22 protein-coding genes are annotated in these 23,749 nt (G+C 48.8%); 4 read left to right on the top strand and 18 right to left on the bottom strand.

The genetic code is table 11. The features are described 5' to 3' along the window. Nucleotides 1-64: 64 nt before the first annotated feature. The 5 genes from B5E64_RS15055 to B5E64_RS15035 all read right to left on the bottom strand — a co-directional run bounded on the left by B5E64_RS15055 (nucleotide 65) and on the right by B5E64_RS15035 (nucleotide 4,739). Nucleotides 65-691, bottom strand: a complete 627-nt coding sequence (locus tag B5E64_RS15055) for a hypothetical protein (RefSeq protein ID WP_087169268.1) — start codon at nucleotides 689-691, stop codon at nucleotides 65-67. Next, the gene (locus tag B5E64_RS15050) at nucleotides 624-1,907 is read right to left on the bottom strand and encodes an ABC transporter permease (RefSeq protein ID WP_087169267.1); all 1,284 of its coding nucleotides are present in this window, start codon (nucleotides 1,905-1,907) and stop codon (nucleotides 624-626) included. Before B5E64_RS15050 ends, B5E64_RS15055 begins: the two co-directional genes overlap by 68 nt. Then, nucleotides 1,888-2,793 (bottom strand): ABC transporter ATP-binding protein, encoded by a 906-nt coding sequence (locus B5E64_RS15045; RefSeq protein WP_204247075.1) that lies wholly within the window; start codon nucleotides 2,791-2,793, stop codon nucleotides 1,888-1,890. Before B5E64_RS15045 ends, B5E64_RS15050 begins: the two co-directional genes overlap by 20 nt. Nucleotides 2,794-2,874: 81 nt before the next feature. Next, the gene (locus tag B5E64_RS15040; RefSeq protein ID WP_087169266.1) at nucleotides 2,875-4,080 is read right to left on the bottom strand and encodes a HAMP domain-containing sensor histidine kinase; all 1,206 of its coding nucleotides are present in this window, start codon (nucleotides 4,078-4,080) and stop codon (nucleotides 2,875-2,877) included. Next, a complete protein-coding gene (locus B5E64_RS15035; protein WP_087169265.1) occupies nucleotides 4,068-4,739 on the bottom strand; it encodes a response regulator transcription factor in 672 nt (223 codons plus the stop codon). The genes B5E64_RS15040 and B5E64_RS15035 overlap by 13 nt, the downstream gene beginning before the upstream one ends. Before the next feature lie 175 nt (nucleotides 4,740-4,914). On the opposite strand from B5E64_RS15035, the gene pepT reads away from it, so the two are divergent. After that, complete coding sequence (pepT, locus tag B5E64_RS15030) at nucleotides 4,915-6,135, top strand: peptidase T (protein WP_087169264.1); 1,221 nt, start codon at nucleotides 4,915-4,917, stop codon at nucleotides 6,133-6,135. Nucleotides 6,136-6,207: 72 nt separating this feature from the next. Here pepT and B5E64_RS15025 read toward each other — a convergent pair whose 3' ends face one another. Continuing rightward, nucleotides 6,208-7,065, bottom strand: coding sequence for a YitT family protein (locus B5E64_RS15025; RefSeq protein WP_087169263.1), 858 nt, complete (start codon nucleotides 7,063-7,065; stop codon nucleotides 6,208-6,210). A 194-nt stretch (nucleotides 7,066-7,259) separates the two neighbouring features. Between B5E64_RS15025 and B5E64_RS15020 the strand changes: the two genes are divergently transcribed. Next, complete coding sequence (locus B5E64_RS15020; RefSeq protein WP_087169262.1) at nucleotides 7,260-8,198, top strand: D-2-hydroxyacid dehydrogenase; 939 nt, start codon at nucleotides 7,260-7,262, stop codon at nucleotides 8,196-8,198. On the opposite strand, the gene B5E64_RS15015 is transcribed toward B5E64_RS15020, so the two are convergent. The 10 genes from B5E64_RS15015 to B5E64_RS14970 form a co-directional block, all read right to left on the bottom strand. Further along, complete coding sequence (locus B5E64_RS15015; protein WP_158099310.1) at nucleotides 8,173-8,682, bottom strand: signal peptidase II; 510 nt, start codon at nucleotides 8,680-8,682, stop codon at nucleotides 8,173-8,175. The two genes, B5E64_RS15020 and B5E64_RS15015, sit on opposite strands and share 26 nt — an antisense overlap. A gap of 6 nt (nucleotides 8,683-8,688) precedes the next feature. Next, entirely contained in the window at nucleotides 8,689-8,976 is a 288-nt protein-coding gene (locus B5E64_RS15010) for a hypothetical protein (protein WP_087169260.1), read from the bottom strand. Nucleotides 8,977-8,990: 14 nt separating this feature from the next. Then, nucleotides 8,991-10,682 (bottom strand): S8 family peptidase, encoded by a 1,692-nt coding sequence (locus tag B5E64_RS15005; protein ID WP_087169259.1) that lies wholly within the window; start codon nucleotides 10,680-10,682, stop codon nucleotides 8,991-8,993. Nucleotides 10,683-10,744: 62 nt separating this feature from the next. Then, a complete protein-coding gene (gene clpX, locus B5E64_RS15000; protein ID WP_087169258.1) occupies nucleotides 10,745-12,217 on the bottom strand; it encodes an ATP-dependent Clp protease ATP-binding subunit ClpX in 1,473 nt (490 codons plus the stop codon). 100 nt (nucleotides 12,218-12,317) lie between these two features. Further along, nucleotides 12,318-12,632: a thioredoxin gene (gene trxA / locus B5E64_RS14995; RefSeq protein WP_087169257.1), complete on the bottom strand. Its 315-nt coding sequence runs from the start codon at nucleotides 12,630-12,632 to the stop codon at nucleotides 12,318-12,320. Nucleotides 12,633-12,734: 102 nt separating this feature from the next. After that, on the bottom strand, nucleotides 12,735-13,421 hold the full coding sequence (locus tag B5E64_RS14990) for a Crp/Fnr family transcriptional regulator (protein ID WP_087169256.1): 687 nt from the start codon (nucleotides 13,419-13,421) through the stop codon (nucleotides 12,735-12,737). Between the two features lie 2 nt (nucleotides 13,422-13,423). Continuing rightward, nucleotides 13,424-15,406 (bottom strand): NAD-dependent DNA ligase LigA, encoded by a 1,983-nt coding sequence (ligA, locus tag B5E64_RS14985; protein WP_343284087.1) that lies wholly within the window; start codon nucleotides 15,404-15,406, stop codon nucleotides 13,424-13,426. Then, on the bottom strand, nucleotides 15,403-16,212 hold the full coding sequence (rluF, locus tag B5E64_RS14980; RefSeq protein WP_087169300.1) for a 23S rRNA pseudouridine(2604) synthase RluF: 810 nt from the start codon (nucleotides 16,210-16,212) through the stop codon (nucleotides 15,403-15,405). The genes ligA and rluF overlap by 4 nt, the downstream gene beginning before the upstream one ends. Before the next feature lie 38 nt (nucleotides 16,213-16,250). Continuing rightward, nucleotides 16,251-17,537, bottom strand: a complete 1,287-nt coding sequence (locus B5E64_RS14975) for a M18 family aminopeptidase (protein ID WP_242960250.1) — start codon at nucleotides 17,535-17,537, stop codon at nucleotides 16,251-16,253. Between the two features lie 143 nt (nucleotides 17,538-17,680). Then, nucleotides 17,681-19,105, bottom strand: coding sequence for an aminotransferase class V-fold PLP-dependent enzyme (locus B5E64_RS14970; protein ID WP_087169254.1), 1,425 nt, complete (start codon nucleotides 19,103-19,105; stop codon nucleotides 17,681-17,683). A gap of 119 nt (nucleotides 19,106-19,224) precedes the next feature. On the opposite strand from B5E64_RS14970, the gene B5E64_RS14965 reads away from it, so the two are divergent. Together B5E64_RS14965 and B5E64_RS14960 are read left to right on the top strand one after the other, a co-directional pair. After that, nucleotides 19,225-20,124, top strand: coding sequence for a LysR family transcriptional regulator (locus tag B5E64_RS14965; protein WP_087169253.1), 900 nt, complete (start codon nucleotides 19,225-19,227; stop codon nucleotides 20,122-20,124). Nucleotides 20,125-20,290: 166 nt separating this feature from the next. Next, the gene (locus tag B5E64_RS14960; RefSeq protein WP_087169252.1) at nucleotides 20,291-20,782 is read left to right on the top strand and encodes a DUF5721 family protein; all 492 of its coding nucleotides are present in this window, start codon (nucleotides 20,291-20,293) and stop codon (nucleotides 20,780-20,782) included. A 105-nt stretch (nucleotides 20,783-20,887) separates the two neighbouring features. Here B5E64_RS14960 and htpG read toward each other — a convergent pair whose 3' ends face one another. Both htpG and B5E64_RS14950 read right to left on the bottom strand, forming a co-directional pair. Further along, complete coding sequence (htpG, locus tag B5E64_RS14955; RefSeq protein WP_087169251.1) at nucleotides 20,888-22,948, bottom strand: molecular chaperone HtpG; 2,061 nt, start codon at nucleotides 22,946-22,948, stop codon at nucleotides 20,888-20,890. Between the two features lie 334 nt (nucleotides 22,949-23,282). Then, on the bottom strand, nucleotides 23,283-23,749 hold a 467-nt coding region (locus B5E64_RS14950), incomplete at its 5' end, for a PD-(D/E)XK nuclease family transposase (protein ID WP_204247074.1).

The following is a 23,749-nucleotide window of genomic DNA, read 5'->3' as shown; positions in this document are numbered from 1 at the left end:
TTCTCCTTTGCATCGGTCTTCTATTATCTTACTCCGATTTCCAGAAAAGGCAAGTGCTTCTTTTTCAGGATCGTTCTTTATGAATACTTACCCACACTGCCATCAGGAGGCATATAAGGCCGGTCACAGCCAGATACCTTTTTTCTGTATAGCCTCCCGCCGACAAGGAAAACAAAAACCAGTTGCCCAGATATTTTTCTCCGGTCCCGAAAGCGAACAGATAATATGCAAGAGATGCCATATAACCGATGACCGGATTTCCGCTCAGAGCGTAAGCCGCGGCCCCCAGTCCTCCCAGGAAAATCATTCCGGAAAGTGCTGCCGGAAGGAATTTCCCTGCTGGAAAACTGCATCCGCCCTGTTTCAGCATCCACACAAAAGCCGTGGTCAGAAGCACCATCACAAGAGCGCTTAGTAGAATCCGGATCAGATAAATGCTTCCCATGGAAGTATATTTTGACCGGATCAGATCCCGGATGTCCGGATTCTGTTCCGGAAGGAAAATCGGAATCAAAAGAATCATGCCGGGCAGTACGGCATAAAAATCCAGAAGCTGTGCTGTCTCCGCCTGACTTAAATTCTCGACTCCGGCAATCAGGGGAGCCGCGCCAAACAGAACGGCACTAACGAGTGCCTGCTGCGGCAGATGATGCCGGATGTACTCTTTTCCGGCCGCGAGATATCGTTCCATTTCCCCATTTCCCCTTTCTTCTTGCCTCAAAAATCATGGCTGCCGCTGTCACAAGTGCCAGTGCCAGCACTACATAAAATCCCCGGTTCAATGCAAGCTGTGAAAACTGATCGTGGAATCCTGTGTAGTTAAACTCTGTATTGTGTCTTGGGATCAGGTTCATGCCGTAGGCTCCTCCACCCATCGTGTCGCTGCCTGCAAAAATCGAGAGAAACCACCAGGCTGCCTGCACGAGGACGCCCGCCGCCGTTCCCGTCAGTTCTGTCAGGAATATCCCAAGCGCCGTCACCACAAGAATGGTCGGAAGAAGCCAGCCAAAACTGTACCGGAAAAAGGCGGTCAGATCCAGGGAAATTCCTTTTCCCTGCACGAATCCGGCGCATTCGGCCAGAGGATAGCATGACAGGAGAAGCACCGGTACAAACATGCACAGGCACAACGCCGCATACCTGCTGAACAGAATCGTAAAGGAGGACGCTCTTCTTACATAGAGCAGTTCCTTCATCTGCGCCCGTTTATCCCGGATTTCTCTTGTCACGGCCACAAACACAGGAAGGACTGCCAGAATAATTCCCATATAGTCGCAGAACAATCTTGCGTACCCTCCGGTCAGACCGTCTTTTTCCAGCAGATTGTTGTATTCTTCCAGGGCGTCTTCATAAGTCATTTCCACCATGGCATTCTGTCGGATTCCCTCCTCGGTAAAACCCGATCCCGGTCCCAGGATCTCACAGACCTTCTGCATATCTGTCAGAAACGTATCGTAGGCAAGCCCCTCCTTCGGTTCCAGTACAAAGTTTCCGCCCACCATCATGTAGCTTCCATCTTCCATCGCGACGGTCTGACTTTTCACCCACTCCTCGTAGCAGGTCTCAAGCTCTTCTGTCGAAAGGCCGGTTGTATCCTCGAGAATCGTTTCGATCTCCTGCTTCTCTCCATCACTCAAGGAGACATGCTTGTTAAATCCCACCGGTGCTGTTGTAAAGGTATCATTGAGATAAGATTCGGCAAGAAGTCCAAGTGTTCCCCTTATCTGGTCTTCCTTCTTGTCGGAAATCTTCAGTCCGTAGCTTTCCTGTCCAGGTTCCGGCTTCGACTCAAAGGTGATCGTCCCCATCTGGCTGAAGAAAAAAAGGGCGGCCCCCAGAACATACAGCCAGAAAATCAGGCTTCTCAACAGCATCCTGCACTCTTTTCTAAACAAGGTCCAGAACATGAGAAAATCCCTCCTTTTCCTGCATCAGATACATATACGCATCTTCCACACCCGGCTCGCAGGCCGAAGCTTCCACCTGCGGCTTCTGCTCCGAAAGGAAACGAACCATTACATTATTTCCCTGGGTCAGCATACTGGTCAGGACATAATTCTCCTTCATCTTTGCAAGCTCCTTCCTGCTGATCTGTGCAGTGTAGACTTTTCCTTCCGTCATCCGCAGCAGATCCATCACCGTGCCGTTATAGTAGATTTCTCCTTCATCCATGATGGCAATCTGTTCGCAGGTGGCCTCAATATCCCCGACAATATGGGTAGAGAGAATCACAATCCGGTCCTCGGCAATTTCACAGAGAAGATTTCGGAACCGTACCCTTTCTTCCGGGTCAAGCCCCGCTGTCGGCTCATCTACAATCAGAACTTTCGGATCGTGCAGAATGGCCTGGGCAATTCCGAGCCGCCGCTTCATTCCTCCTGACAGAGCCCGGATTTTTGTCCGATAATGCTCCTGAAGATTGACCTTCTCCAACAGAACCGGGATCCGCTCCTTCCGCACCTTTTTCGGCATTTTGGATAAGGCCCCGAGATAATCCATCGCTTCATAGACTCCCATGTTGGGATACATGGAAAACTCCTGCGGCAGATACCCTGTGATTCTGCGGATCCTGGCCGCCTCTTCCACCGGAATCCCGCACACGGTCACCTTTCCTCCCTGCTTTCCGATCAACGTGGCAAGCACCTTCATCAACGTTGTCTTCCCGGCCCCGTTTCTCCCAAGCAGGCCAAACATGCCGGAGGGAATCGTAAGTGTCACATTTTTCAGCGCATGCTTTTTCCCGTAATATTTTTCCAATCCTTCAATCCGGATTTCCATTTCATTTCTGCTCATCTGTCCACTTCCTTTCTTCTTGATATCCTTATCATACATGGGATTTCTCTACTTTCTCCCTAGATATCTGAAAGGATTTCTTTAGATTTTCCCCTGAATTTCAAAAGAAGCCGACACGACAGCCCCGGACTTCCATGCACTGTTTGCAAAGCTGATCTCTCCTCCGTGCTTTCTGCAAAGCAGATCCGACAGGCTAAGCCCGATCCCGAAATGCTCCTCTTTTAGTCCCTCACTGAAATACAGATCCGACGCATTTTCCAGTGCTTCCACGGAAAATCCCGGTCCGTCATCGGATACAAACAGATAGAAAAACGCCCCTTCGACCTTTGTTTCAATCTCCACCTGACTTTTTGCGTACCGGATTGCATTGGAGAGCAGGTTGTCGAGTACTTCCATCACAATATCCTCGTCCAGAATCAGCTTTCCCCCGGAGCAGTCATGCAGGTAAACAATCTTTACTTCTTTTGCCACATTCAGTGCATCCACCATGCCCTGAATCCGCATCTCCAGTTCCTGTTTTCTTTTCCCTGCCGGTGCAAATGGAATTTCATCTACCGACCGCAAAGACTTCATGGTTCCGCTGAACCGTTCCAGCCGTTCCGCCTGTTCCGAAAGAAGACGCAGGGTGTCCTTTAATTTTTCCTGGCTGATCTTCCCCTTAGGCAGATACCGGACAAGAAAATCCGAATACCCCCGGATCACGGTCAGCGGGGTTCGCAGATCATGGGCAAAGGCAGCATTCAGCTTTTTCTGCTCTTCTACCAGATTCCACATCTCTTTCTGATTTTCCTCCAGATTTTGCCGCATCTCTTCAAAGGAAGCGCAAAGCTTTCCCATCTCATCCTCACTCTCATAAGCAACTGTAAAATCCAGCTCCTTTTTTCCTACCTTCTCTACGGCATCCCCGAGAATCCCAAACGGCTTTTGAAGTCTCTTCCGGTAAAACAGGGATCCTGCCGCCAGCATCGTCAGCACCGTATAGACATACGGACACCATCGTACCATCTCCTGGAGCAGAATCAGTATCGTTTCCTCCCTGTCGGTAATCCCGGCCGCTGACTGTTTATAATAAAAGAAAAGAGCCTCTCTTGTATAGGCCCGGTCCATGTTCACATTCTGCCGCTCCGCTAAAATTTCCGTCCATTTTTCACAGATCCGTATGGTAGCGCTGCTCAGCAGGAATGCAATCACCGCAGCGATACACAAATAAGAAAGCAATGCCTTCTTCACCGGAAGATTCCGGATACAGCTCCGGAACTGTTCCATCTTTTCATCTATCCAATCCATTTATAGCCCACTCCCCAGACTGTCTCAATATAATCCTGTTTCGTTTTCTCCGCAATCTTTCCCCTGAGTCTGCGGATATGCTCCATCACAATGCTGCTGTCACCGTTTCCTTCCAGTCCCCGGACCGCTTCGTAAATCTGTTCCTTGCTGAATACCTGCCTTGGATGCATGGAAAGAAATGCCAGAATGTCAAACTCGGTTCTTGTCAGACGAATCTCCTCCCCGTTGCAGCGGACACTCCGCTCATCGTACCGGATGGCAAGGCCCTGATTCTGCGCCTCCTCTTTCTCCTGCCGCCCCCGCTTTTCCCGTCGCAGGTGGGCCATTACTCTGGCACCCAGTTCATCGATGGAAAACGGTTTGGTTATATAATCATCTCCTCCGGACAGCAGCCCGTTGATCCGGTCCTGCTCTTCAATCTTTGCCGTTAAAAAGACAATCGGACAGCGTACTGTTTCCCGGATTTTCTGGCACACCGTCATTCCGTCCATATCCGGAAGATTAATATCCAGAAGGATCAGATCCGGCTGCTCCCCGGCACACCGGACCGCCTCCCGTCCGTTTTCGGCCGTCCGTATTTCATATCCCATCATTTCAAAATAATCTTTTAAAAGCATCCGGATTCCCGGTTCATCATCTACAATCAAAAGTCGTTCCATTTTCTTTTCCTCTTCTTTTCCATATCATTTCAGCGTTATTATACTACATCTTTCCCTATTTTTTCCCTACAATTCTCCCTCCAAAGTGTCCTTCCGGATTTTCGGGACTTGTACATCCTGTAAAAAATGCTATAATGGGATATAGGAAAATTTACAATAAAGGAGAGGAATTCCAATGAAAGCTTATGAAAGATTACTAAAATACGTCGTTGTCAGGACACCAAGCGATGAGAACAGCGAAACTGTTCCATCTTCCAAATGCCAGTTTGATCTCGCGAACATCCTGGTAGACGAACTGAAAGAGCTGGGCGTGGAGGCTCATGTGGACGATCAGTGCTATGTATACGGAAAGATCCCGGCAACTCCGGGCTACGAGAACTGCCCGAAGATGGGATTCATCGCTCACATGGACACGGTTTCCGATTTCTGCGACCATGACATCGTTCCGGTGATCCATGAAAACTATGACGGCGGAGACGTTGTGCTTGGCGACAGCGGCCGTGTACTGGAAGTCAGCGCCTTCCCTCATCTTCCGGAACTGAAAGGCCGTACTCTGATCACAACAGACGGCACGACAGTACTCGGAGCAGATGACAAGGCCGGCATTGCCGAAATCATGACCATGATCGAACGCATCAAAGAAGAAAACATTCCTCATGGAGCGATCCGTGTTGCTTTCACACCGGACGAAGAGATCGGAACCGGCGCTTCCCACTTCAATGTAGAGGAATTCGACGCGGACTTCGGCTACACTCTGGACGGAGACGGAGAAGGGGAAATCCAGTACGAAAACTTCAACGCATGCAAAGCAGACTTTGAAATCACGGGCTTTGCCGTTCATCCGGGATCCAGCAAGGATACAATGATCAATGCAAGCCTTGTTGCCATGGAAATCAACAACATGCTTCCGGGCTGCGAGACACCTCGTGGAACTGAAGGATATGAAGGATTCTACCATCTTGTTTCCATGAGCGGAGATGTAGGAAAGGCGGAACTCCACTACTTCCTCAGAGATCATGACGCTTCCATGTTTGAAGCACGCCAGCAGACACTTCGTCTGATCGAAAAAGACCTGAACGAAAAATGGGGCGAAGGCACAGTAAAACTGACGATCACACAGCAGTACAAGAACATGTCCACCATTATCAAGGACTGCATGCACCTCATTGAGAATGCGAAAACTGCCTGTGAACGTGCCAATGTTCCGGCTCAGATTCTTCCGATCCGCGGCGGCACAGACGGATGCCAGTTAAGCTTCAAAGGACTTCCTTGCCCGAACCTTGGTACCGGCGGACACGCATACCACGGACCATATGAACATATCACAGTAGAGGGAATGGATCTTGCAACCGATGTAGTAGTCGAAATCGTAAAGCTTTACGCAGAACAGAAATAAAAGATACGAAAAAAAACGGCAGAGACCTGAATGATCTCTGCCGTTTCTGTTTTCTCCTACATGTCCCGGGCTTTAGTGGGCTTTGAATCCCTCTCCAAGTACTTCGTTGGACTCCACGATGATGATAAATGCCTTCGGGTCAATCTCCTTTACAACCTTACGGATTCCGTACATTTCTTTATTGTTGCATGCACAGAGTACAACATCTCTCTGAATATGGGAATAGCTTCCCTCTGCCTTTAAGAACGTGCTTCCCCGTCCGACTTCTTCGTCGATCCGTGCCGCCACTTCTACCGGAAAGTCTGTCACAATCAGAGACATCTTTCCGGAATCAATTCCGTACATTACCTTGTCCACAACCGCTGAGAGAATAAAGCTGATCATCATACCGTAGATCAGGCTGTCAATATCTTTCGAAACAAGAATTGTTCCAATAAGAACAACAATCGCTTCCAGCGCAAATGAAATCTTTCCAAGAGACAGATGCGGATTCAACGCCTTAATAGAAAGCATGATGAAATCCGATCCTCCTGTAGATGTATTTCTCATGTAGATCAGGGCATAGCCCAGACCGGAGAAAATACCCGTACAGATTGCTGCCAGCATCCGGTCTCCGGTATATACCGGGAACATCGGCGCAACAACGTCCATGATCACGGACGTAATGATGATCGTCCGGATGGAGCGGATAAAAAAGTCTTTTCCGAGGATCCGGAAGCACGCAATGGCAACCGGGATATTCAGAAGCATCGCAACCGTACCGATCGGCAGTCCAAACAAATGATAGAAAATCAAAGCAATTCCGTTAAATCCTACCATTGGGAATTTCGCCATGGCGGCAAAGTTGTATGTTCCAATTGCAATCAGAATTCCCCCGACAATATCAATCAGTATGTCAATTCCAAGTTTCTTCGTATCCAGTTTCTTCATGTTGGATTCTCCTTTCCGCAGTTTTACTCTCTTTTTTCCAAAAAAATAACATCTGCAAACTATTAGTATAATTCGCAAATGCTCTTCTGAGGATTAGTATACTATTTCTTCTGATTTATTGTCAACCCCTTTTCTTTACTTTTCCGTTCGTTCTGTCTATAATGAAAAAAAAGAAATAATAAGGAGGCTCTTTCATGAAACTTGTATTTCTGGATGCCAAAACCATCGGCTCAGATATCGATCTGTCCGCTTTTGAAGACTTGGGCGAAGTGATCTATCACGACTTCACGACACCTTCGGAAGCATCTGCACGGACTCAGGACGCTGATGTTCTGATTGTCAATAAAACACCCGTCAACGAAACAACCATCGGGAACGCTTCCCATTTAAAGCTGGTCTGCGTCACCGCCACTGGTACCAATAATCTGGATAAAGACTATCTGGAACGCCGTGGGATAGCCTGGCGCAATGTGGCCGGCTATTCTACCGAATCCGTTGCGCAGCACACCTTTGCCATGCTCTTTTACCTGCTGGAAAAGCTCCGCTATTACGATGACTATGTCAAGGAAGGCAGCTATATCAACGACCGGATCTTCACCCATTTTGCCGAGCACTTTCATGAACTTTGCTCCATGCGCTTCGGCATCATCGGACTTGGAAACATCGGCCGCCGGGTAGCTGATATTGCCTCCTGTTTTGGTGCGGACGTTGTATACTATTCTACCTCAGGCAGCCCGGAGCAGGAAGGCTATCATCAGGTGGACTTTGACACTTTATTATCCACCTCCGATATTATTTCCATTCACGCCCCTCTGAATTCAAATACGGAAGGGCTGATCAATGCAAAAGCTCTCGAAAAGATGAAATCATCCGCCATCCTGCTGAACCTCGGACGGGGACCGATCGTTGTGGAGCAGGATCTGGCGGACGCATTAAAAAAGGGAACCATCGCCGCGGCCGGTCTTGACGTACTTTGTCAGGAACCGATGTCAGCTGACAATCCCCTCTTTGATATCAGAGACAGTAAAAAACTTCTGATCACACCCCATGTTGCCTGGGCGGCGGTAGAATCCCGCACCCGGCTGATGGAAATTATTCATGGTCAGATTAAAGAGTTTTTCTCTGCTTCTTAACCTCTTTCCGGATTTCTTTTGTGACTGATCTGGCGGCCTGGGCGGCTGCAAGAACGGCAGCCCCGGCCATCAGGCAGAAATCTCCGATATTAAACGTAATCTTTCGTATCTGCGGATCCGCCGCCGCAAATCCGATGTAATCCACCACATAGCCTCTCCTGAAACGGTCGTATAGATTACTCAGCGCCCCGGCAAGCATCAAGGATGTCCCTGCAAATTTCCATGTTCCTTTTTTAGAAAAAAACAGCTTCACATGGTAACAAAGCAGCAGGATTCCGGCAAGAAGGGATCCTCCCTTTACAATCCGGTCCTCTCCGCTTAACACATTCAGGGCAAATCCATGATTGTGTACCTTGCGGATCAGCACTTTCCCTCCGAAAAGCTCTTTTTCTTTCTCTCCGTCGGCTTTTTGTTCCGTACGGTACTTACAGAAGAGATCTGCACCCAGAAGAACGGCCGCAAATCCCGTCATCCATTTCTTCATCCGCATTTATTCTCCTTTGATCCGGTCGATCTCCTTTTTCAGGTCTTCGATCTGCTCCTGTCTTTTCTCAATCGCTTCACAGAACTCAATGCATGACTCATCTGTCACCTCATTCTCCTGAAACTTCTCATAGACGGACTTGCCGATGTCAATATAGTCCCGCTCATTGGCACGTTCCAGAGTACGGATCCGGCTTTTCAGCTTTTCCGTATCCAGGATCTCATTGGTCTTTTTTCCTACAATATCTGCAGTCTCTGAAATTTTCTTCCCAAGTTCGCTAAAAAAATCATCCATTGTTTCTTCCTCCTTTATAACTGCCGTATCTCTTCAAAGGTGTGGTAAAGGTCCATCGTACCATAGCCCCACTGCCGGTTCGGATATTCGTTTCCAGGAATCCTTCTTGTACCAAGAATAAGAATATTCCTCACCTGAGCCGAGGATGCCTGAGACTTCTGATCCTGTATAATCCACTGCAAGAGAAGCGCCGCGCTTCCGGCCGCAATAGCGCTCGCCGCGCTGGAACCGGACCTCTCCGTAAAGGTTCCTCCCGGAACAGCCCCTGTCACATTAACGCCCGGAACGGCAAATTCCGGCTTGATCATCCTGTTTCTAGTATAGCCCCTGCCGGACTGAACCGCAACCGAATTTTCTTCCCAGTTATAAAAGGAAACGGTAATAGCTGACGGTGTGCTTCCCGGCTCCAGAATCGTCTCGTCCGGACTTGACCTCAGAAAATAGGCTTCTCCCGTCAGAAAATCCGAAACCGGAAGCCAGATATGAAAAAGCCCGTCGATACTCTGCAGAGGTTCCAGACCGATTTTCCAGATTCCTTCTGCCGGATTGATAAATCTCAGAATAATCAGTTCCGAATTCGTCCGCTCTACCAGGAGACGGTAGTCTATAATAACCGTTGTCTGTTCCAGAAGAAAACGGTATTCATTTCTACTGTTCTGACGGATCGGAACTTTCTGAATCTGCTCCCCGGACGGGGAGTATAATGAGACTGCCAGAACATCCGGAATGTCTGTCCAGATTTCCGCCTGAAATCCCCGTACTCCCGGCCCGACCCGAAGTTCCACCATCTCCCTTTCCTTCTGTCCGCTGGTCTCTCCCTGATAATGATGCCGCTTATCCGCCTCGTTTCCTGTTCCTGTCACAACTACGCGGTTTTTCTGACCGGCATAGAATTCCAGTTCCTCACATACCGGCGCCGTCCCGTTATGCCCTCCAAGACTGCCCCCCAGGGGCACGCAGAGTACAAGCGGCCGGTCATATTTCAGCGCCAGCCGGTTTAAATAGTAAAGTCCGGCAAGCATATCATTCTCCTGATAGGCCAAGGCCCCTTCCCGGATAAAATAATACTCCCGCAGATACTGTTTTGCGGGTTTCAGCTTCACCATGGCAATCATCGCCTCCGGCGCAGCCCCCACGAACTGGTTCTCCACATTGGCGCTTCCTGCTGCCACGCTTGCCGTAAAGGTTCCATGCCCGTCCTCATCTTTTGTCGGCACAAAAGCAAACGGATCTTCCTGCTGCAGTGCCTTGTTAATATCTTCTCTTGTATAGGCACTTCCATAGCAGAATCCTTCCGGCGGATTGCCGTCCTGAATGGTCTGGTCCCAGATCCCCAGAATCCGGGTGGATCCGTCCAGACTTCGGAACACCGGATTGGGATAATCGATCCCGGTATCCAGAAATCCGATCAGCATCCCCTGCCCTTTCAGCTCCAGTCCCGGATAATTCTGTACTGTCGTAATCCCGGCAGCATTTAAGGCCCCCATATCGAGCGGCGTGAAACACTTTGGAATGGAATAATAAGGAATATCATTTTCCGGAAAACGCTCTGCCTCAGAGCGCGGCAGATACACATTCTGATACAAAGTTCCTGCCGGCTGTGTCAGATAGGTGCCTTCCCTGAGTAAAGAAAAAAAGCGGTCTGTGAACATAAAATCCCGATATTCTTCCGACAAAACCGCTTCCCTGCACTGTTCTACATCCATCAAAAAACCTGCATATACTTTTTGTAAGTATATGCAGGTCCCATATTACTTATTTCATTTTTCTAAAGACCGGACTCCTGTACCGGATTATTCTCAAGCAGCGGAGGCACTTCCTGGCCCCTGAGCCGGATCACCGGTCCGCCGGTTCCCTCTATGTAGTCCCTTGTGATAATCACTTCTCCGATGCTGTCATCCTTTGGAATCTCATACATGATATCCAGCATGAACTCTTCGATAATGGCACGCAGCGCTCTGGCTCCGGTATCCTTCTCCATTGCCTTCTCCGCAATGGCGTACAGCGCGTCATCCTCAAATTCCAGACGCACCTCATCCAGAGCAAGGAGTTTCTGATACTGCTTGAGGATCGCGTTTCTAGGCTCTTTTAAGATCTTGACGAACATATCCCGATCCAGGCTCTGCAATGTGCAGATCACCGGGAGACGTCCCAGAAATTCCGGAATCATTCCGAAGTTTCGCAGATCCTCCACCGTCACCTTTGACAGCAGATTTTTGTCGTTGTCATATTTGTCCTTCAGATCTGCAATAAAGCCGATGGAGGAGTGCTTATTGAGCCGCTCTTTGATAATCTGCTCAAGCCCCGGAAAGGCTCCGCCGCAGATAAAGAGGATATTTCTCGTATTGACCGTAGTCAGAGGTACCATCGCATTCTTGCTGTTGGCTCCTACCGGAACCTCCACATCGCTTCCTTCCAGAAGCTTGAGCATTCCCTGCTGTACGGATTCGCCGCTGACGTCTCTCTGATTTGTATTTTTCTTCTTGGCAATCTTGTCGATCTCATCTACGAAGATAATTCCCCGCTCCGCCTTCTCTACATCATTATCGGCTGCCGCCAGAAGCTTCGATACAAGGCTTTCGATGTCATCACCGATATATCCGGCCTCTGTAAGGGAAGTCGCATCCGTGATGGCAAGCGGTACATCCAGAAGCCTTGCCAGTGTCTTGACAAGGTATGTCTTACCGGAACCGGTCGGTCCAAGCATCAGAATGTTGGACTTTTCGATCTCGATGTCATCCATCGTATCGGTCACCACTCTCTTGTAGTGGTTGTAAACCGCTACCGAGATAATCTTCTTTGCCTGCTCCTGGCCGATCACATAATCATCCAGCTTTGCCTTGATCTTGTGCGGCGCCGGAATATTGTGAAGATCCAGCTCCGGCTTTTCTTCTTTCTTCTCTTTTTTCTTCTTTACCTTCTGCTGCTTCGGCATCATGTTTTCCAGATCCTGCATATTCAGAATCTGAACACCCGGCATCCGCATCAGCTGGTTTAAGTCGATCTGTCCGTTATTCATCATATCAAAGCTCTTCTGCATACAATCCGGACAGACATACAGATTATTCGGAAGCTCTATCATCTTTCCCGTAATGCTTTCCGGGCGGTGGCAGATAGAGCAGAGTTTTTCATATTCGCTGTCATCTTTTGACGTATCTTCTACAACGCCTTTGACAGTCTCTTCGAGTTTCTGGTCATCTGTGTTCACTTCGTCGATCGTTGTATTCTTTTCATCTGACATTTGCTAAAACCCCTTCTATACTGATTTTATAGAATTTTATAGAAGATATTATAGCCCAGATGTCCCGTTCGGACAAGTAAAGTTTTTCTAAACTGATGCTTTACTCTTCCACCCACGCCTTTAATTCGTCCTCCATCAGGACTCCGGAATGGCGTTTTACGGATTCGCCGTTCTGAAACAGCATGACTGTCGGAATGCTCAGGATCCGGAACTGCTTTGCAAGCTCTCTGTTTTCATCCACATTGATCTTTCCGACTTTTACCGCGTCCGTCTTCTCTGCGTAGGAATGGATGATCGGGATAAAGGTCTGGCATGGTCCGCACCATTCTGCCCAGAAATCAATTAATACCGGTTTCTCGGATTTTAATACTTCCGCTTCAAAATTTTCCTGTGTGATTGTCATTACTTCTGCCATCTATTATTCCTCCTGTGAATTGTTGTTTTCCTTGTTTCTGTCTCCTATTATACGCAATTTCCCACCTGTTTCCGTAACAAAGTCACAAAGCCGGCCGCTTTTTTATCGAAGACTCTCCTCCGCCAGCGCATAAAGGCGGTCCCGGTCCAGGATCCGGACCTTTCCTCTGGAAAGAAGCACAAGCCCCTCCTGCTGGAAATACCGCAGCATCCTTGTGACGACTTCCCGCGCCGTTCCAAGCTCTCTCGCCGCCCGGTCGTGGGTGAGGGAAAATTCCTCCTCCCCGGTATTCTGGGCTTCCTCGATGAGCAGTGCTGCCAGACGCTTGTCCACACTCTTTCCAAGGATCTGCTCCATCGTCCACATGACGTCGGAAAACCGCTCCGCCATCAGGTCGTTTGTATATTTCATGACCGGAAGAGACGTATCCATCAGCTCCTGATAGACGACCGGAGGGATGACCCAGTAGGTCGTTTCCTCCCGCGCCTCCATCCAGATCTCAAAATCAATGTTCCGGAAAATACAGCTTGCCGCCAGAAGGCACATATCCCTCTCAAACATCCGGTATACCGTGATCTCCTTTCCTTCCTCCGAGACCACATAGGCTCTTAGCTGCCCGCTTTTTACAATCAGAAATCCCAGGCAGTCACCGCTTCCCCGGTGGACAATTTCTCCTTTTCCGGCTGTTTTTTGCACTGCCTCCGAACGGATCTTCGCCTTCTGGGGCTCAGTCAGGCTCTCCCAGAAGGGCAGGTACGCTTCTATTTTATTTTCTGCATGATTTTCCATTTTTATCCCTCGTTTTTCAGCATATCCAGAAAATCTTCCTCCGAAAGAATCGGAATTCCGAGCTCTTTCGCCTTCCGGTTTTTGGAGGAAGTGGATTCGGTGTCATTGTTGATCAGGTAGTTTGTTTTGGATGTTACAGAACCTGTCACCTTACCGCCCCGTTTCTCAATCTCTTCCTTGACTTCGTTTCTGTTTTTAAAATGTGTAACCGATCCGGTAATGACAAAATTGATTCCGGCAAAGCTCTGCTGCTCCTGCCGTTCTTCCTTTTGCAGATGAACTTCCTTTAACAGATTTTCATACCGGGCTCTCTTTTCCGGATCCTGAAAATACTCTGTAAATGTTCCGGCAATAACATCCCCGATTCCCTGAATCCGGCTCAATGCCTCCCGGTCTGCATCGGCAATCTTTTCCGGATCGTCATCAAACTGTCTGCAAATCAGTTTTGCCGTGGCCGCCCCCACGTTTTCAATACCAAGGGCGTAGATCAGCCTGGAAAGTGTCGTCTCTCTGGACGCTTCAATACTGTCCAGCAGATTCTGGCAGGACTTTTCTCCGAAACCGTCCATCCCCTGAATCTCCTCCCGGTGTTCATCCAGGTGGTAGATATCCGCAAACTCGTGGATGAATCCCTTTCCGATCAGCTTTTCCATGGTCGCCTCAGAAAGCCCGTCAATATTCATGGCATCCCGGCTGACAAAAAGGGTGAATGCCTTGATCTGTTTTGCCTGACACTGCGGATTCGTACAGTAGAGCGCTTTCGCATTCAGGATCTGCCGGACCTCAGTCTTCCCGCTGCACACCGGACACGTTTCCGGAATGTCCCGTACTCCGCTTCTGGTCAGATTTTCCGCGATCTGCGGGATAATCATATTGGCCTTGTACACCTGAATCCGGTCCCCGACGCCCAGCTCCAGTTCCTCCATAATGCTGATATTGTGGACGCTGGCTCTGGAAACGGTCGTTCCCTCCAGCTCCACCGGATCGAAAATAGCCACCGGATTAATCAGCCCTGTCCTGGACGGACTCCACTCGATCTCCCGAAGCGTCGTCTCCCGGATTTCATCCGCCCATTTAAAAGCGAAGGAATCCCGGGGGAATTTGGCAGTACTTCCTAAAGACTGGCCGTAAGCAATGTCGTCATACAGAAGCACCAGCCCGTCGGACGGCACTTCATTTTTCTGAATCTGATCCGCAAACCAGGCCACTTCTTCCTCGATCGTGCCTGCATTTACCATATGATATTCTACAGTCTCAAAGCCCTGTTCTTTTAACCACTCCATCTGGCGTTTTCTGGAGTTCTCAAAGTCTACGCCATCCGCCCGCACAAGGGAAAAGGCATAAAAGCGGACATTTCGCTTTGCCGTGATCTCATTATTCAGCTGACGCACGGAACCGCTGCAAAGATTCCGCGGATTTTTGTATTTCGCATCCACATCTTCGATTTCCTCGTTGATCCGTTCAAAATCATCATAACGGATCACCGCCTCGCCACGGAGAATCAGTTCTCCCTGATAAGGAATCTTTAACGGAATGTTTTTGAACACCCGGGCATTGTTGGTAACAACCTCCCCGATTTCTCCGTTTCCTCTGGTGACCGCCTTAAAAAGCGCCCCGTCCCGGTAGGTCAGGACAATCGTAAGCCCGTCCATTTTCCAGGAAAGCAGGGCAGTCTGGTTTCCCAGAAATTCTTTCAGACGGCCCACCTCCTTGGTCTTGTCCAAAGAGAGCATCGGACGCTCGTGCCGTTCTTTTGGAAGCTCGCTGACTACCTCGTATCCGACATGCACCGTCGGGCTTGCCGCAAGGGTCGTCTGAAGCTCCTCCTCCAGCGAAAGCAGTTCATCATAAAGCCTGTCATACTCAAAGTTGCTCATGATCTCCCGCGCTTCCTGATAGTAGGCGCGTCCTGCCTCATTCAACAGATCGACAAGCTCGGTCATCCTCTGCTTCTTTTCTTCTATGCTTCCCTGTATTTTTGTCATGGTTTCTGTCTCCTGTTCTCTTTTCTTTCCCGGTTCTTCCGGTCACGCTCCGGCATGTTGGAAGAGTGTTCCAGCATCCGGTCCAGACTTGCAAGCTCCTGCTCTGTAAGAGGCCGGTACTGCCCCGGCTTTAAATCTCCAAGGCGGATCTGCATGATCCGCACACGCTTCAGCGTCACGACCTTATAGCCGAGTGCCTCGCACATCCGGCGGATCTGACGGTTAAGTCCCTGTGTCAGGACAATCCGGAAGGTCTTTTTCCCCTCTTTCTTTACCTGACATGGTCTTGTCACCGTATCAAGAATCGGAACTCCACGGGCCATATGCTGCAGGAATTCCTCTGTCACCGGTTTGTCCACCGTAACAAGATATTCCTTTTCATGATAATTGCCTGCCCGCATCATCTTATTGATAATATCCCCGTTATTTGTCATCAGAAGAAGTCCCTCGGAATCCTTGTCAAGCCTGCCTGCGTACGTGATTCTGGTCGGATAATTGAGAAAGCGGATAATATTGTCCGGCTCCCGCTTCTCTTCCGTACAAACAATTCCCCTTGGCTTGTTGACCGCAAGGACAATCATTTCCTCCTCCGGTTTCACCAGTTTCTGGTCTACCCGGACTTCCTGTCCCGGCGTGATCTTCATACCTGTTTCGGCCTTTTTCCCGTCCACGGTCACCCGGCCGGCTTCAATCAGACGGTCCGCCTCCCGGCGGGAGCAGACCCCTGCTTCGCTCAAAAATTTATTCAGACGTAAGGCTTCTCTTTTGGAACGTTCCTGAAACTGTCGTTCGATCTGGCTGTTCAAAATCCTGTTTTCTCCCCTTTTCTCTTTCTCATCTTCCATTATTCCGCTGAAAAGAAAGTGCGGATAAAGGAAGTCAGCGCTTTCATATCTTTCTTTCCCATCAGTTCCCTGCTGGAATGCATAGCAAGAAGCGGCACGCCGATATCAATGGTCCGCACCGGTACCAAGGCGGACGCAATCGCTCCCAGTGTTCCGCCGCCGGTTCCGTCCGAGCGGTTTACAAATTTCTGGTACGGAATCTTTTCTTCCTCGCAGAGTGCCTGTACAATGGCAATCGCTTCGCTGTCCGTAGCGTAGCTCTGGGAAGAAGCTTCCTTGATACAGAATCCCCCGTTCAGCACCGGATGATTCGTCGGATCCGCCTTTTCCTGATAATTCGGATGTACACCGTGGGCTACATCCACAGAAAGCAGCATCGTATCCTCCAGCATTCTCAGAAGATCCATCCGGTCCCATCCAAGAGCTGTCACAATTCTCTCCAGAAGCAGAAGAAGCAGCGTCGATCCGGCTCCCTGCTTGGTGCTGCTTCCGATCTCCTCATGGTCGAACACGATTCCAAGATTGATGCCGCCCGTTCTTTCGCCGTCCCAGAGACCTTCCAGAATCGCAAGCACTCCGGTCAGGTCATCCAGTCTCGGTCCGGATACAAATTCCTCTTCAAATCCAATCAGCTCTCCCGGATCCGCATTGTAGATATTCATCTCATATTCCAGAATATCCTCCTCCGCTACATCCAGCTTTTTCGCAAGGTATTTCTTAAAAAATCCCTTCTCTTCCACTCCGGTTCCCATGGCTGCAAGCGGGAGCATCTGGGTCTGACGGTTTAATTCTCTTCCTTTATTCATCTCACGATCCAGATGAATAGCAATATTCGGAATCGTCAGAACCGGTTTTTCAAAATCTACCAGCCGCATTTCCGGATGAAAGGCATCTTTCCCGCGGACTGCCACACGTCCCGCTGCTGAAAGCGGACGGTCCAGCCAGCTCGCCAGATTCACCCCTCCATAAGGCTCCGTATTCAGCCTGATATACGCTTCTGCCTTCATATCCGGATCCGGTTTGATCCGAAATCCCGGAAAATCACCATGGGCTGCCGCCATCCGTATCTCCTGCTCCTTCTTTGCGTCTTTTCCGATGGTAAATGCAAAGATGGAAGATCCGTGGTGAATCAGATAGTATTTTCCGCCCGGATTCAGACGCCATTCCTCTTTCCAGGAAAGCGGGGAAAATCCCTTCTCCTCCAGCAGCTTTCCCGCCGCCTCCACCGTATGGAACGGGGAAACCGCTTCCTTTGTAAATGTAAGCAAGCGTTCTATTTCATTCATCGTCATCTGACCTCCTGATCTCATTTTGCGCTACCTCTATCTTACTTACAACAAGACAAAAAGTCAACGCCGGGACGGCGCAGGGACGCAGTTTCCCATGAAATGAAAAGAAGGCGGTCCTTCTCCGGTCCGCCTGTCTGAATCTAGTAGTTCTGTACCTTTCCAGCTGTTTCTATCAGCCTCTCTATCGTATCGCGAATATCTTTTTCCCTTGTTTCCGGATTGATTGTACACATCCGCAAAACCTTTTTCCCTTTTAGCTTTGTTGTGAAAACCTGCGCGAAACCGCTTTCCGTAACAATTCTGGCAATTTCCTGATTCATCACATCCAGTTCCTGTTCTGTTTTCGTGCCGTTCCCTTTAAACCGGAAATTGATGATTCCAAGCTGTGCGCGGGAAATGATTTCCCATTCTTTTTCTTCTATTAAAATCTGCTCCGCAAGTTCCGCCAGACCACATCCGTGGTCAATCACATTTCCAAGTCCTCTGCTTCCCAGCGTCTGAAGCGTCAGCCACAGCTTCAGTCCCCGTGCCGGGCGCGTCAGTTCCGGTCCCAGATCCCAGAATTCCACATTGTCTTCCGAAGTTTCCGCATCTTTCAGGTACTCCGGATGAGCCGCAAAACTCCGTACCAGAGCGTCCTGATTTTGCACCAGTACCACGCTGCATCCGTAGGTCTGCATCATCCATTTGTGGGCATCCCAGCTCAGACTGTCAGAAAGTTCGATTCCGTCCAGCTTTTTCCGGTACTGTCCGGACAGAAGCGCTGAGGCTCCAAAAGCACCGTCCACGTGCATCCACATATCATATTCCCGGCAAAGCGCAGCGATCTCCTTCATCGGGTCCACACTGCCCGTATTGGTCGTTCCCGCAGAGGCAATGACCGCAAACGGCTTTCTGCCGGCCTGGAGGTCCTGTGCTACCGCCTCTTTCAGCGCGTCCATGTCCATGCGGAATTCTTCATCTGCAGCAATGATACGGATCTGATTCTTTCCAAATCCGATCATATGAAGCCCTTTCGCCGCCGACACATGTGTCTGGTCCGAAAGATAAACAACCGCATTGCTCCTCTGATCCTCCGTCAGTTTCGTATCCCTTGCCGCTGTCATTGCAGTCAGGTTCGCAATGGAACCGCCGGAAACAAACAGGCCGCCGGCTTCTTCGCAATATCCTGCCCGGTCACACATCCAGCGGATCAGTTTCTTTTCCACCAAATCTGCCGTCGGCGCATTGATTTTACAGCTTGCATGCGGATTATATGCATTGGTCATCACATCCCCCATCCAGGAAAGCAGGGATGCCGTGGACGGCACACAGGAGAAGCTTCTCGGATGCTGCGCCAGAAGAATATTGGAATAAATATCCCGCTGCATCTCCTCATAGACCTCTTTTAACGGACGGCCGTTCTCAGGGATCTGCTGGTGTTCCAGATGCTCCCATGTCTCCTTTTCTACCGGGCGTCCCACCGGCTTTGTGTGCAGATTATTATAAAATCCGACCATCTTTGCGCTGAATTCATTCATCAGTTCCCGGATCTCTTCGTTTTGCTTTCTTACATTCTGATACATCAGTTTCCCTCCTTGACTTTTTCTGTTACCCATGCTAGCATAAAATTCATCATTTTTGAAATTCATAGATTTTATAAAAACGATCAATTTTTTTGAACTATCCAGGGAGGGAGTTGTATATGGAAATCAGAAATCTTATGACCTTTGTCCGAATCGCGGAAATACAGAACTTTTCCAAGACAGCCGAGCAGCTTGGATATTCCCAGTCTGCAGTGACCATGCAGATCAAACAGCTCGAGACCGAACTGCACGCCCAGCTCTTTGAGCGGATCGGCAAACAGGTCAAACTGACACAGGCAGGAGAACGCCTGCTGCCCCACGCCCTGGAAATCCTCAATACGGTCCGGAAAGCAGAACGCATTTCCCAGGAGCCGGAGCAGATTTCCGGGAAACTCCGGATCGGCACATGTGAATCCCTCGTCATCAGTATGCTGCCTCCTGTCATTCTGGAGATGAGCCAGCTGTGTCCCCATGTGGAAATCAGCACCCACACCGCCCTGGTACCGGATCTGTTCCAGATGCTGCGGCAGAACGATATTGACATCTTGTATTTTCTGGACGAAAAGCATGATTCACCGGAATGGATCAAAGTATCCGAACGCCCGGAAAAAATCTTCTTCGTCGCCTCCGCCGAGTCCAGTCTCGCCGGACAGAGCCGGATTCCCATCGAGCGCCTGCTGGAAGAGCCCCTCTTCCTGACAGAAAAAGGCATCAGCTACCGCTACACCATGGAACAGCTTCTTGCGGCAAAAGGCTATGAACTGCATCCCTTCTGGGAAGTGGGAAATACAGACGTGATCACCCGGTTTCTCCTGAAAAACAAAGGGATCTCCTTTCTACCGGAATACGTGGTGCACGACTATCTGGAGCAGGGCGATCTCGTCGTACTGGACACCGAATGTAACGACATTATCATGTGGAGCCAGCTCGCCTACCACCGTCACAAGTACGTGACACCCCAGATGAATCTCTTTCTGGACCTCATGTCCAAACACATTCCACCGGCCGGAACAGCATGATCACGAAGCAAAAGGGAGGTATTTCAGGGAAATCCGGCTCCTCCCTTAGAAACAAGACTATATCTTTTTTATGACGATTCTGGTATACTGATACAAGGAAAAGATCGGAACTGATCAGAACCGATTAAGAACTGATTAAGAAACTACAAACCATGGAGGCTTACGAATGGTCAGCTATATCATGAATACAAAAAACTGCATGTCCGTCCTTCTGTTGTCCAGCCGCTTCGACAATTTCTCCTTCATCAGCGGAGAAATCACGACCTACTGCACCTTCCAGATCGACGGAACCTACCACCCGGAATTCTATCCGGACACCGAAAATGAAAGCCCTGAGCCTTACGTCCGCTGGAAACAGGTAAGAGAATACTGCTTCTCCCTCATCAAAGGAAAACAGACGCCATTACGCTTCCACTTCATTCTCTCCCTCGCTCCAGACCAGATCGAGTCCCTCCTCCAAAACGAAGGACTCCCATACCAGACCAGCGACATTAAAGGCCTGTATCTGAACTTCCGCTTCGACGGCACCAGACTCACATGCACCACTGGAACATCCTTCCACACATTTGTACTTGACAAAAGCCTGGAACACACATGGGACAGCATGGTAACCAAAATATTCACACAAAAAGGACTGGAATTCGAAGAAAACAGGTAAAAAACACCACAAACACAAAAGTTGTACGGTACAGATTGCAATACAGATTTTTCAAAGGGGACGTGTTCCGATGCATCGGAACACGTCCCCTTTGAATTAAAAAAATTATTTTGTGAGCATCATCATGATGTCGTTGCTTCGTTTGATGAATGCTGTCATTTCTTCCGGGTTGAGTGGTTTGTTGGACAGCATTGCCAGGTCGTAGAGCTGCTGGCAGATGAGGTTGATATTTTCGTTGTCTTTGTTGTTTTCGATGTACTGTACCAGTGGATGGTTGATGTTCAGTACGAGTGTGGTGTCGGTTCCGAACATGGAGGCGTCCATACCGCCCATGCCATACATCTTCATCATTTCCTGCATTCTTCTGGACTCTTCGGAGAGGGTCATCATGGATGCAACGCTCTCGTCTTTGAGTTTTTCGACTTTGACGTTTAAGTTTTCGTTGTTCATCGCTTTTTTCACGATACCGGCAATTTCTTCTGCGCGTTTGTCGAATGTTTCTTTTTCTTCTGCGCTCACTTCTTCTTTGAACTGATCTGTGACATCAGCGTCAATTCTCTGGAAGTGGATGTGTGGATTTCTCTGCTCTAACTGTGTGATGAACGGAGAGTCGATATTGTGGGAGAGGATGACCGCATCCATGCCCTGGCTCTTGAACATGTTGATGTACTGGCTCTGCTGCTGTTCATCTGTCACGTAGTAGATAGTCTTCTTCTCCGGCTCTTTCTTCTCGTCTGCTGTTCCTGCTTTCTGATCTTCTGTCTTTTCTTCTTCGGTTTCTTCCGGTGCTTCGCCGATCAGGTCTTTCATGGACAGATACTTGTGATCCAGGTTCTTGAAGAGGATGGAATCCATCATCTTATCGCAGAATTTCTGGTCTTTGAGGCATCCGAATTTTACGAACGGACTGATATCGTCCCAGTATTTCTCGTAATTTTCCAGATCTGTGTTGCACATTCCTGTCAGTTTGTCAGCCACTTTCTTGGAAATGTAGTCAGCCACTTTATTTACAAATCCGTCGTTCTGCAGAGCGCTTCGTGATACGTTCAGCGGAAGATCCGGACAGTCAATCACACCTTTTAAGAGCATCAGGTATTCCGGAATGATCTCTTTGATATTGTCCGCAATAAATACCTGATTGTTGTACAGCTTAATTGTTCCTTCAATGGAATCGTACTCGGTGTTAATCTTCGGGAAGTACAGGATTCCTTTCAGGTTGAACGGGTAGTCCATATTCAGATGGATCCAGAATAATGGTTCTTTGTAATCCAGGAATACTTTTCTGTAAAACTCGATGTAGTCTTCTTTGCTGCATTCGTTTGGATGTTTTGCCCACAGCGGGTGAATGTCATTGATCGGAACCGGACGTTTCTCGATTTTGACTTTCTCTTTAGCCGGAGAAACTTCTACCATTTCTTTTTCGCCGTTTTCATTCTCGCGCTCTTCCATCTTTGCATCTTCATGGATGTGCTCTACTACGACGTCGGTATCTTTCAGTTCGCTCTCATCGATGGTCTCATACTCGGTCGGTGCATTGGCCTTTTCGAGATAAATCTCAACCGGCATGAAAGAGCAGTATTTCTCAAGTACTTCTCTTGCACGGTATTCGTTTGCAAACTGTAAACTGTCCTCATTTAAGAACAAAGTAATCTCGGTACCTACGCCTTCCTTATTGCCTGGCTGCATCTCATACTCTGTGCCGCCTTCGCTTACCCAGTGAACGGATTCAGCTCCTTCTTTATAGGAAAGAGTATCGATATGCACTTCATCCGCTACCATGAACGCAGAGTAAAATCCAAGTCCAAAGTGGCCGATCATATCGTCTTCTGTCGTCTTGTCTTTATATTTCTCAAGGAACTCGGTTGCACCGGAAAATGCGATCTGGGTGATGTATTCTTCTACCTCATCTGCTGTCATACCGATACCGTTATCGATGAATTTCAGTGTCTTCTCTTCCGGATTGACTACAACGTGAATCTCCGGCTTGTAATCCTCCGGCAGGCTGTATTCGCCCATCATATCCAGCTTTTTCAGCTTTGTAATGGCGTCGCATCCGTTTGAAATCATCTCACGGAAGAAAATGTCATGGTCTGAATACACCCACTTCTTTATAATAGGAAAAATATTTTCACTGCTGATGGAAAGACTTCCTTTTTTTACTGACATGATAATCACTCCTTCATCATATATCGTGCCGGCGGTGCACTCCTTCTCATGGCACTTTCAGCTCCGCCGGCATATCTTCTTTTCACATCTAACAGTAATCTTAATACTCGAATCTGAAAAAGTCAATAGAAAATTAGCACTCTTTCCAAAAGAGTGCTGATAATCTATCCTTTTTCACTTTTTCATGCTGTTTTTCTACCCGCACACTACTGCATAGCCGGGATATCCCAGAGATTCAAAGACGTTCCGATCTGCATTTCCCGCGCTGCGTCATAACAGTCACATGCCCACGCAACATCTTCTACCGGAAGACCGCCTTCCGCAAAAATGTATATTATTCCTCTTTGCTTTCCACAAGCTTTTGGAACTCTTCTACTGGCATTTTTGCCTCTTCTGCCGCCTCTTCCAACGTCAGACGGTTCTTTCGGTAAAGCTGAATCAGCATCGACTGCTCTCCCTGAGTAATTCCACGCTCGAAGCCCTGCTCCATGCCCCGCTGGAAGCCCCTATTCCTGGCTCCCTCCATATTGGATCTGTAATCCAGGATCGCTTTCTCCCTGGCCTCATACTGTAAACGTTTCTTCTCATCCAGGCTCATCTTTACTAAATCTTCGTATGCTCCTTCCAGATATTCATTTCCCTTTGCCACTTCTTTCAGCTCCTCTTTATTCTGTCCTCGAAAGAAACGCATCCACTCCATCACATCTTCCGGTCCGCTGGCCTTTTTCTGAAGTTTCGGAAGCTCCAGGATCTGAATCTCCAGCTTATCTGTATACTTCTTCCCGGCCATTTCATCCCAGA

The sequence above is a fragment of the Drancourtella sp. An12 genome, assembly GCF_002160935.1.
Lineage (GTDB): Bacteria > Bacillota > Clostridia > Lachnospirales > Lachnospiraceae > Sellimonas > Sellimonas catena.
The sequence above is the reverse complement of the archived record's forward strand: the minus strand, read 5'-3'. Positions and strand labels throughout refer to the sequence as shown.

Bases quoted from the DNA above. Each gene is read 5' to 3' on its own strand.
- B5E64_RS15045 (WP_204247075.1), bottom strand. From the start codon at position 2,793: ATGAGCAGAAATGAAATGGAAATCCGGATTGAAGGATTGGAAAAATAT.
- B5E64_RS15005 (WP_087169259.1), bottom strand. From the start codon at position 10,682: ATGGATGTAGAACAGTGCAGGGAAGCGGTTTTGTCGGAAGAATATCGG.
- B5E64_RS15025 (WP_087169263.1), bottom strand. From the start codon at position 7,065: ATGAAGAAACTGGATACGAAGAAACTTGGAATTGACATACTGATTGAT.
- B5E64_RS14975 (WP_242960250.1), bottom strand. From the start codon at position 17,537: ATGAATGAAATAGAACGCTTGCTTACATTTACAAAGGAAGCGGTTTCC.
- B5E64_RS15015 (WP_158099310.1), bottom strand. From the start codon at position 8,682: ATGAAGAAATGGATGACGGGATTTGCGGCCGTTCTTCTGGGTGCAGAT.
- B5E64_RS15010 (WP_087169260.1), bottom strand. From the start codon at position 8,976: ATGGATGATTTTTTTAGCGAACTTGGGAAGAAAATTTCAGAGACTGCA.
- ligA (WP_343284087.1), bottom strand. From the start codon at position 15,406: ATGACAAAAATACAGGGAAGCATAGAAGAAAAGAAGCAGAGGATGACC.
- B5E64_RS15055 (WP_087169268.1), bottom strand. From the start codon at position 691: ATGGAACGATATCTCGCGGCCGGAAAAGAGTACATCCGGCATCATCTG.
- B5E64_RS14965 (WP_087169253.1), top strand. From the start codon at position 19,225: ATGGAAATCAGAAATCTTATGACCTTTGTCCGAATCGCGGAAATACAG.
- B5E64_RS15040 (WP_087169266.1), bottom strand. From the start codon at position 4,080: ATGGATTGGATAGATGAAAAGATGGAACAGTTCCGGAGCTGTATCCGG.
- trxA (WP_087169257.1), bottom strand. From the start codon at position 12,632: ATGGCAGAAGTAATGACAATCACACAGGAAAATTTTGAAGCGGAAGTA.
- htpG (WP_087169251.1), bottom strand. From the start codon at position 22,948: ATGTCAGTAAAAAAAGGAAGTCTTTCCATCAGCAGTGAAAATATTTTT.
- B5E64_RS15035 (WP_087169265.1), bottom strand. From the start codon at position 4,739: ATGGAACGACTTTTGATTGTAGATGATGAACCGGGAATCCGGATGCTT.
- B5E64_RS14970 (WP_087169254.1), bottom strand. From the start codon at position 19,105: ATGTATCAGAATGTAAGAAAGCAAAACGAAGAGATCCGGGAACTGATG.
- B5E64_RS15020 (WP_087169262.1), top strand. From the start codon at position 7,260: ATGAAACTTGTATTTCTGGATGCCAAAACCATCGGCTCAGATATCGAT.
- pepT (WP_087169264.1), top strand. From the start codon at position 4,915: ATGAAAGCTTATGAAAGATTACTAAAATACGTCGTTGTCAGGACACCA.
- B5E64_RS14960 (WP_087169252.1), top strand. From the start codon at position 20,291: ATGGTCAGCTATATCATGAATACAAAAAACTGCATGTCCGTCCTTCTG.
- clpX (WP_087169258.1), bottom strand. From the start codon at position 12,217: ATGTCAGATGAAAAGAATACAACGATCGACGAAGTGAACACAGATGAC.
- B5E64_RS14990 (WP_087169256.1), bottom strand. From the start codon at position 13,421: ATGGAAAATCATGCAGAAAATAAAATAGAAGCGTACCTGCCCTTCTGG.
- B5E64_RS15050 (WP_087169267.1), bottom strand. From the start codon at position 1,907: ATGTTCTGGACCTTGTTTAGAAAAGAGTGCAGGATGCTGTTGAGAAGC.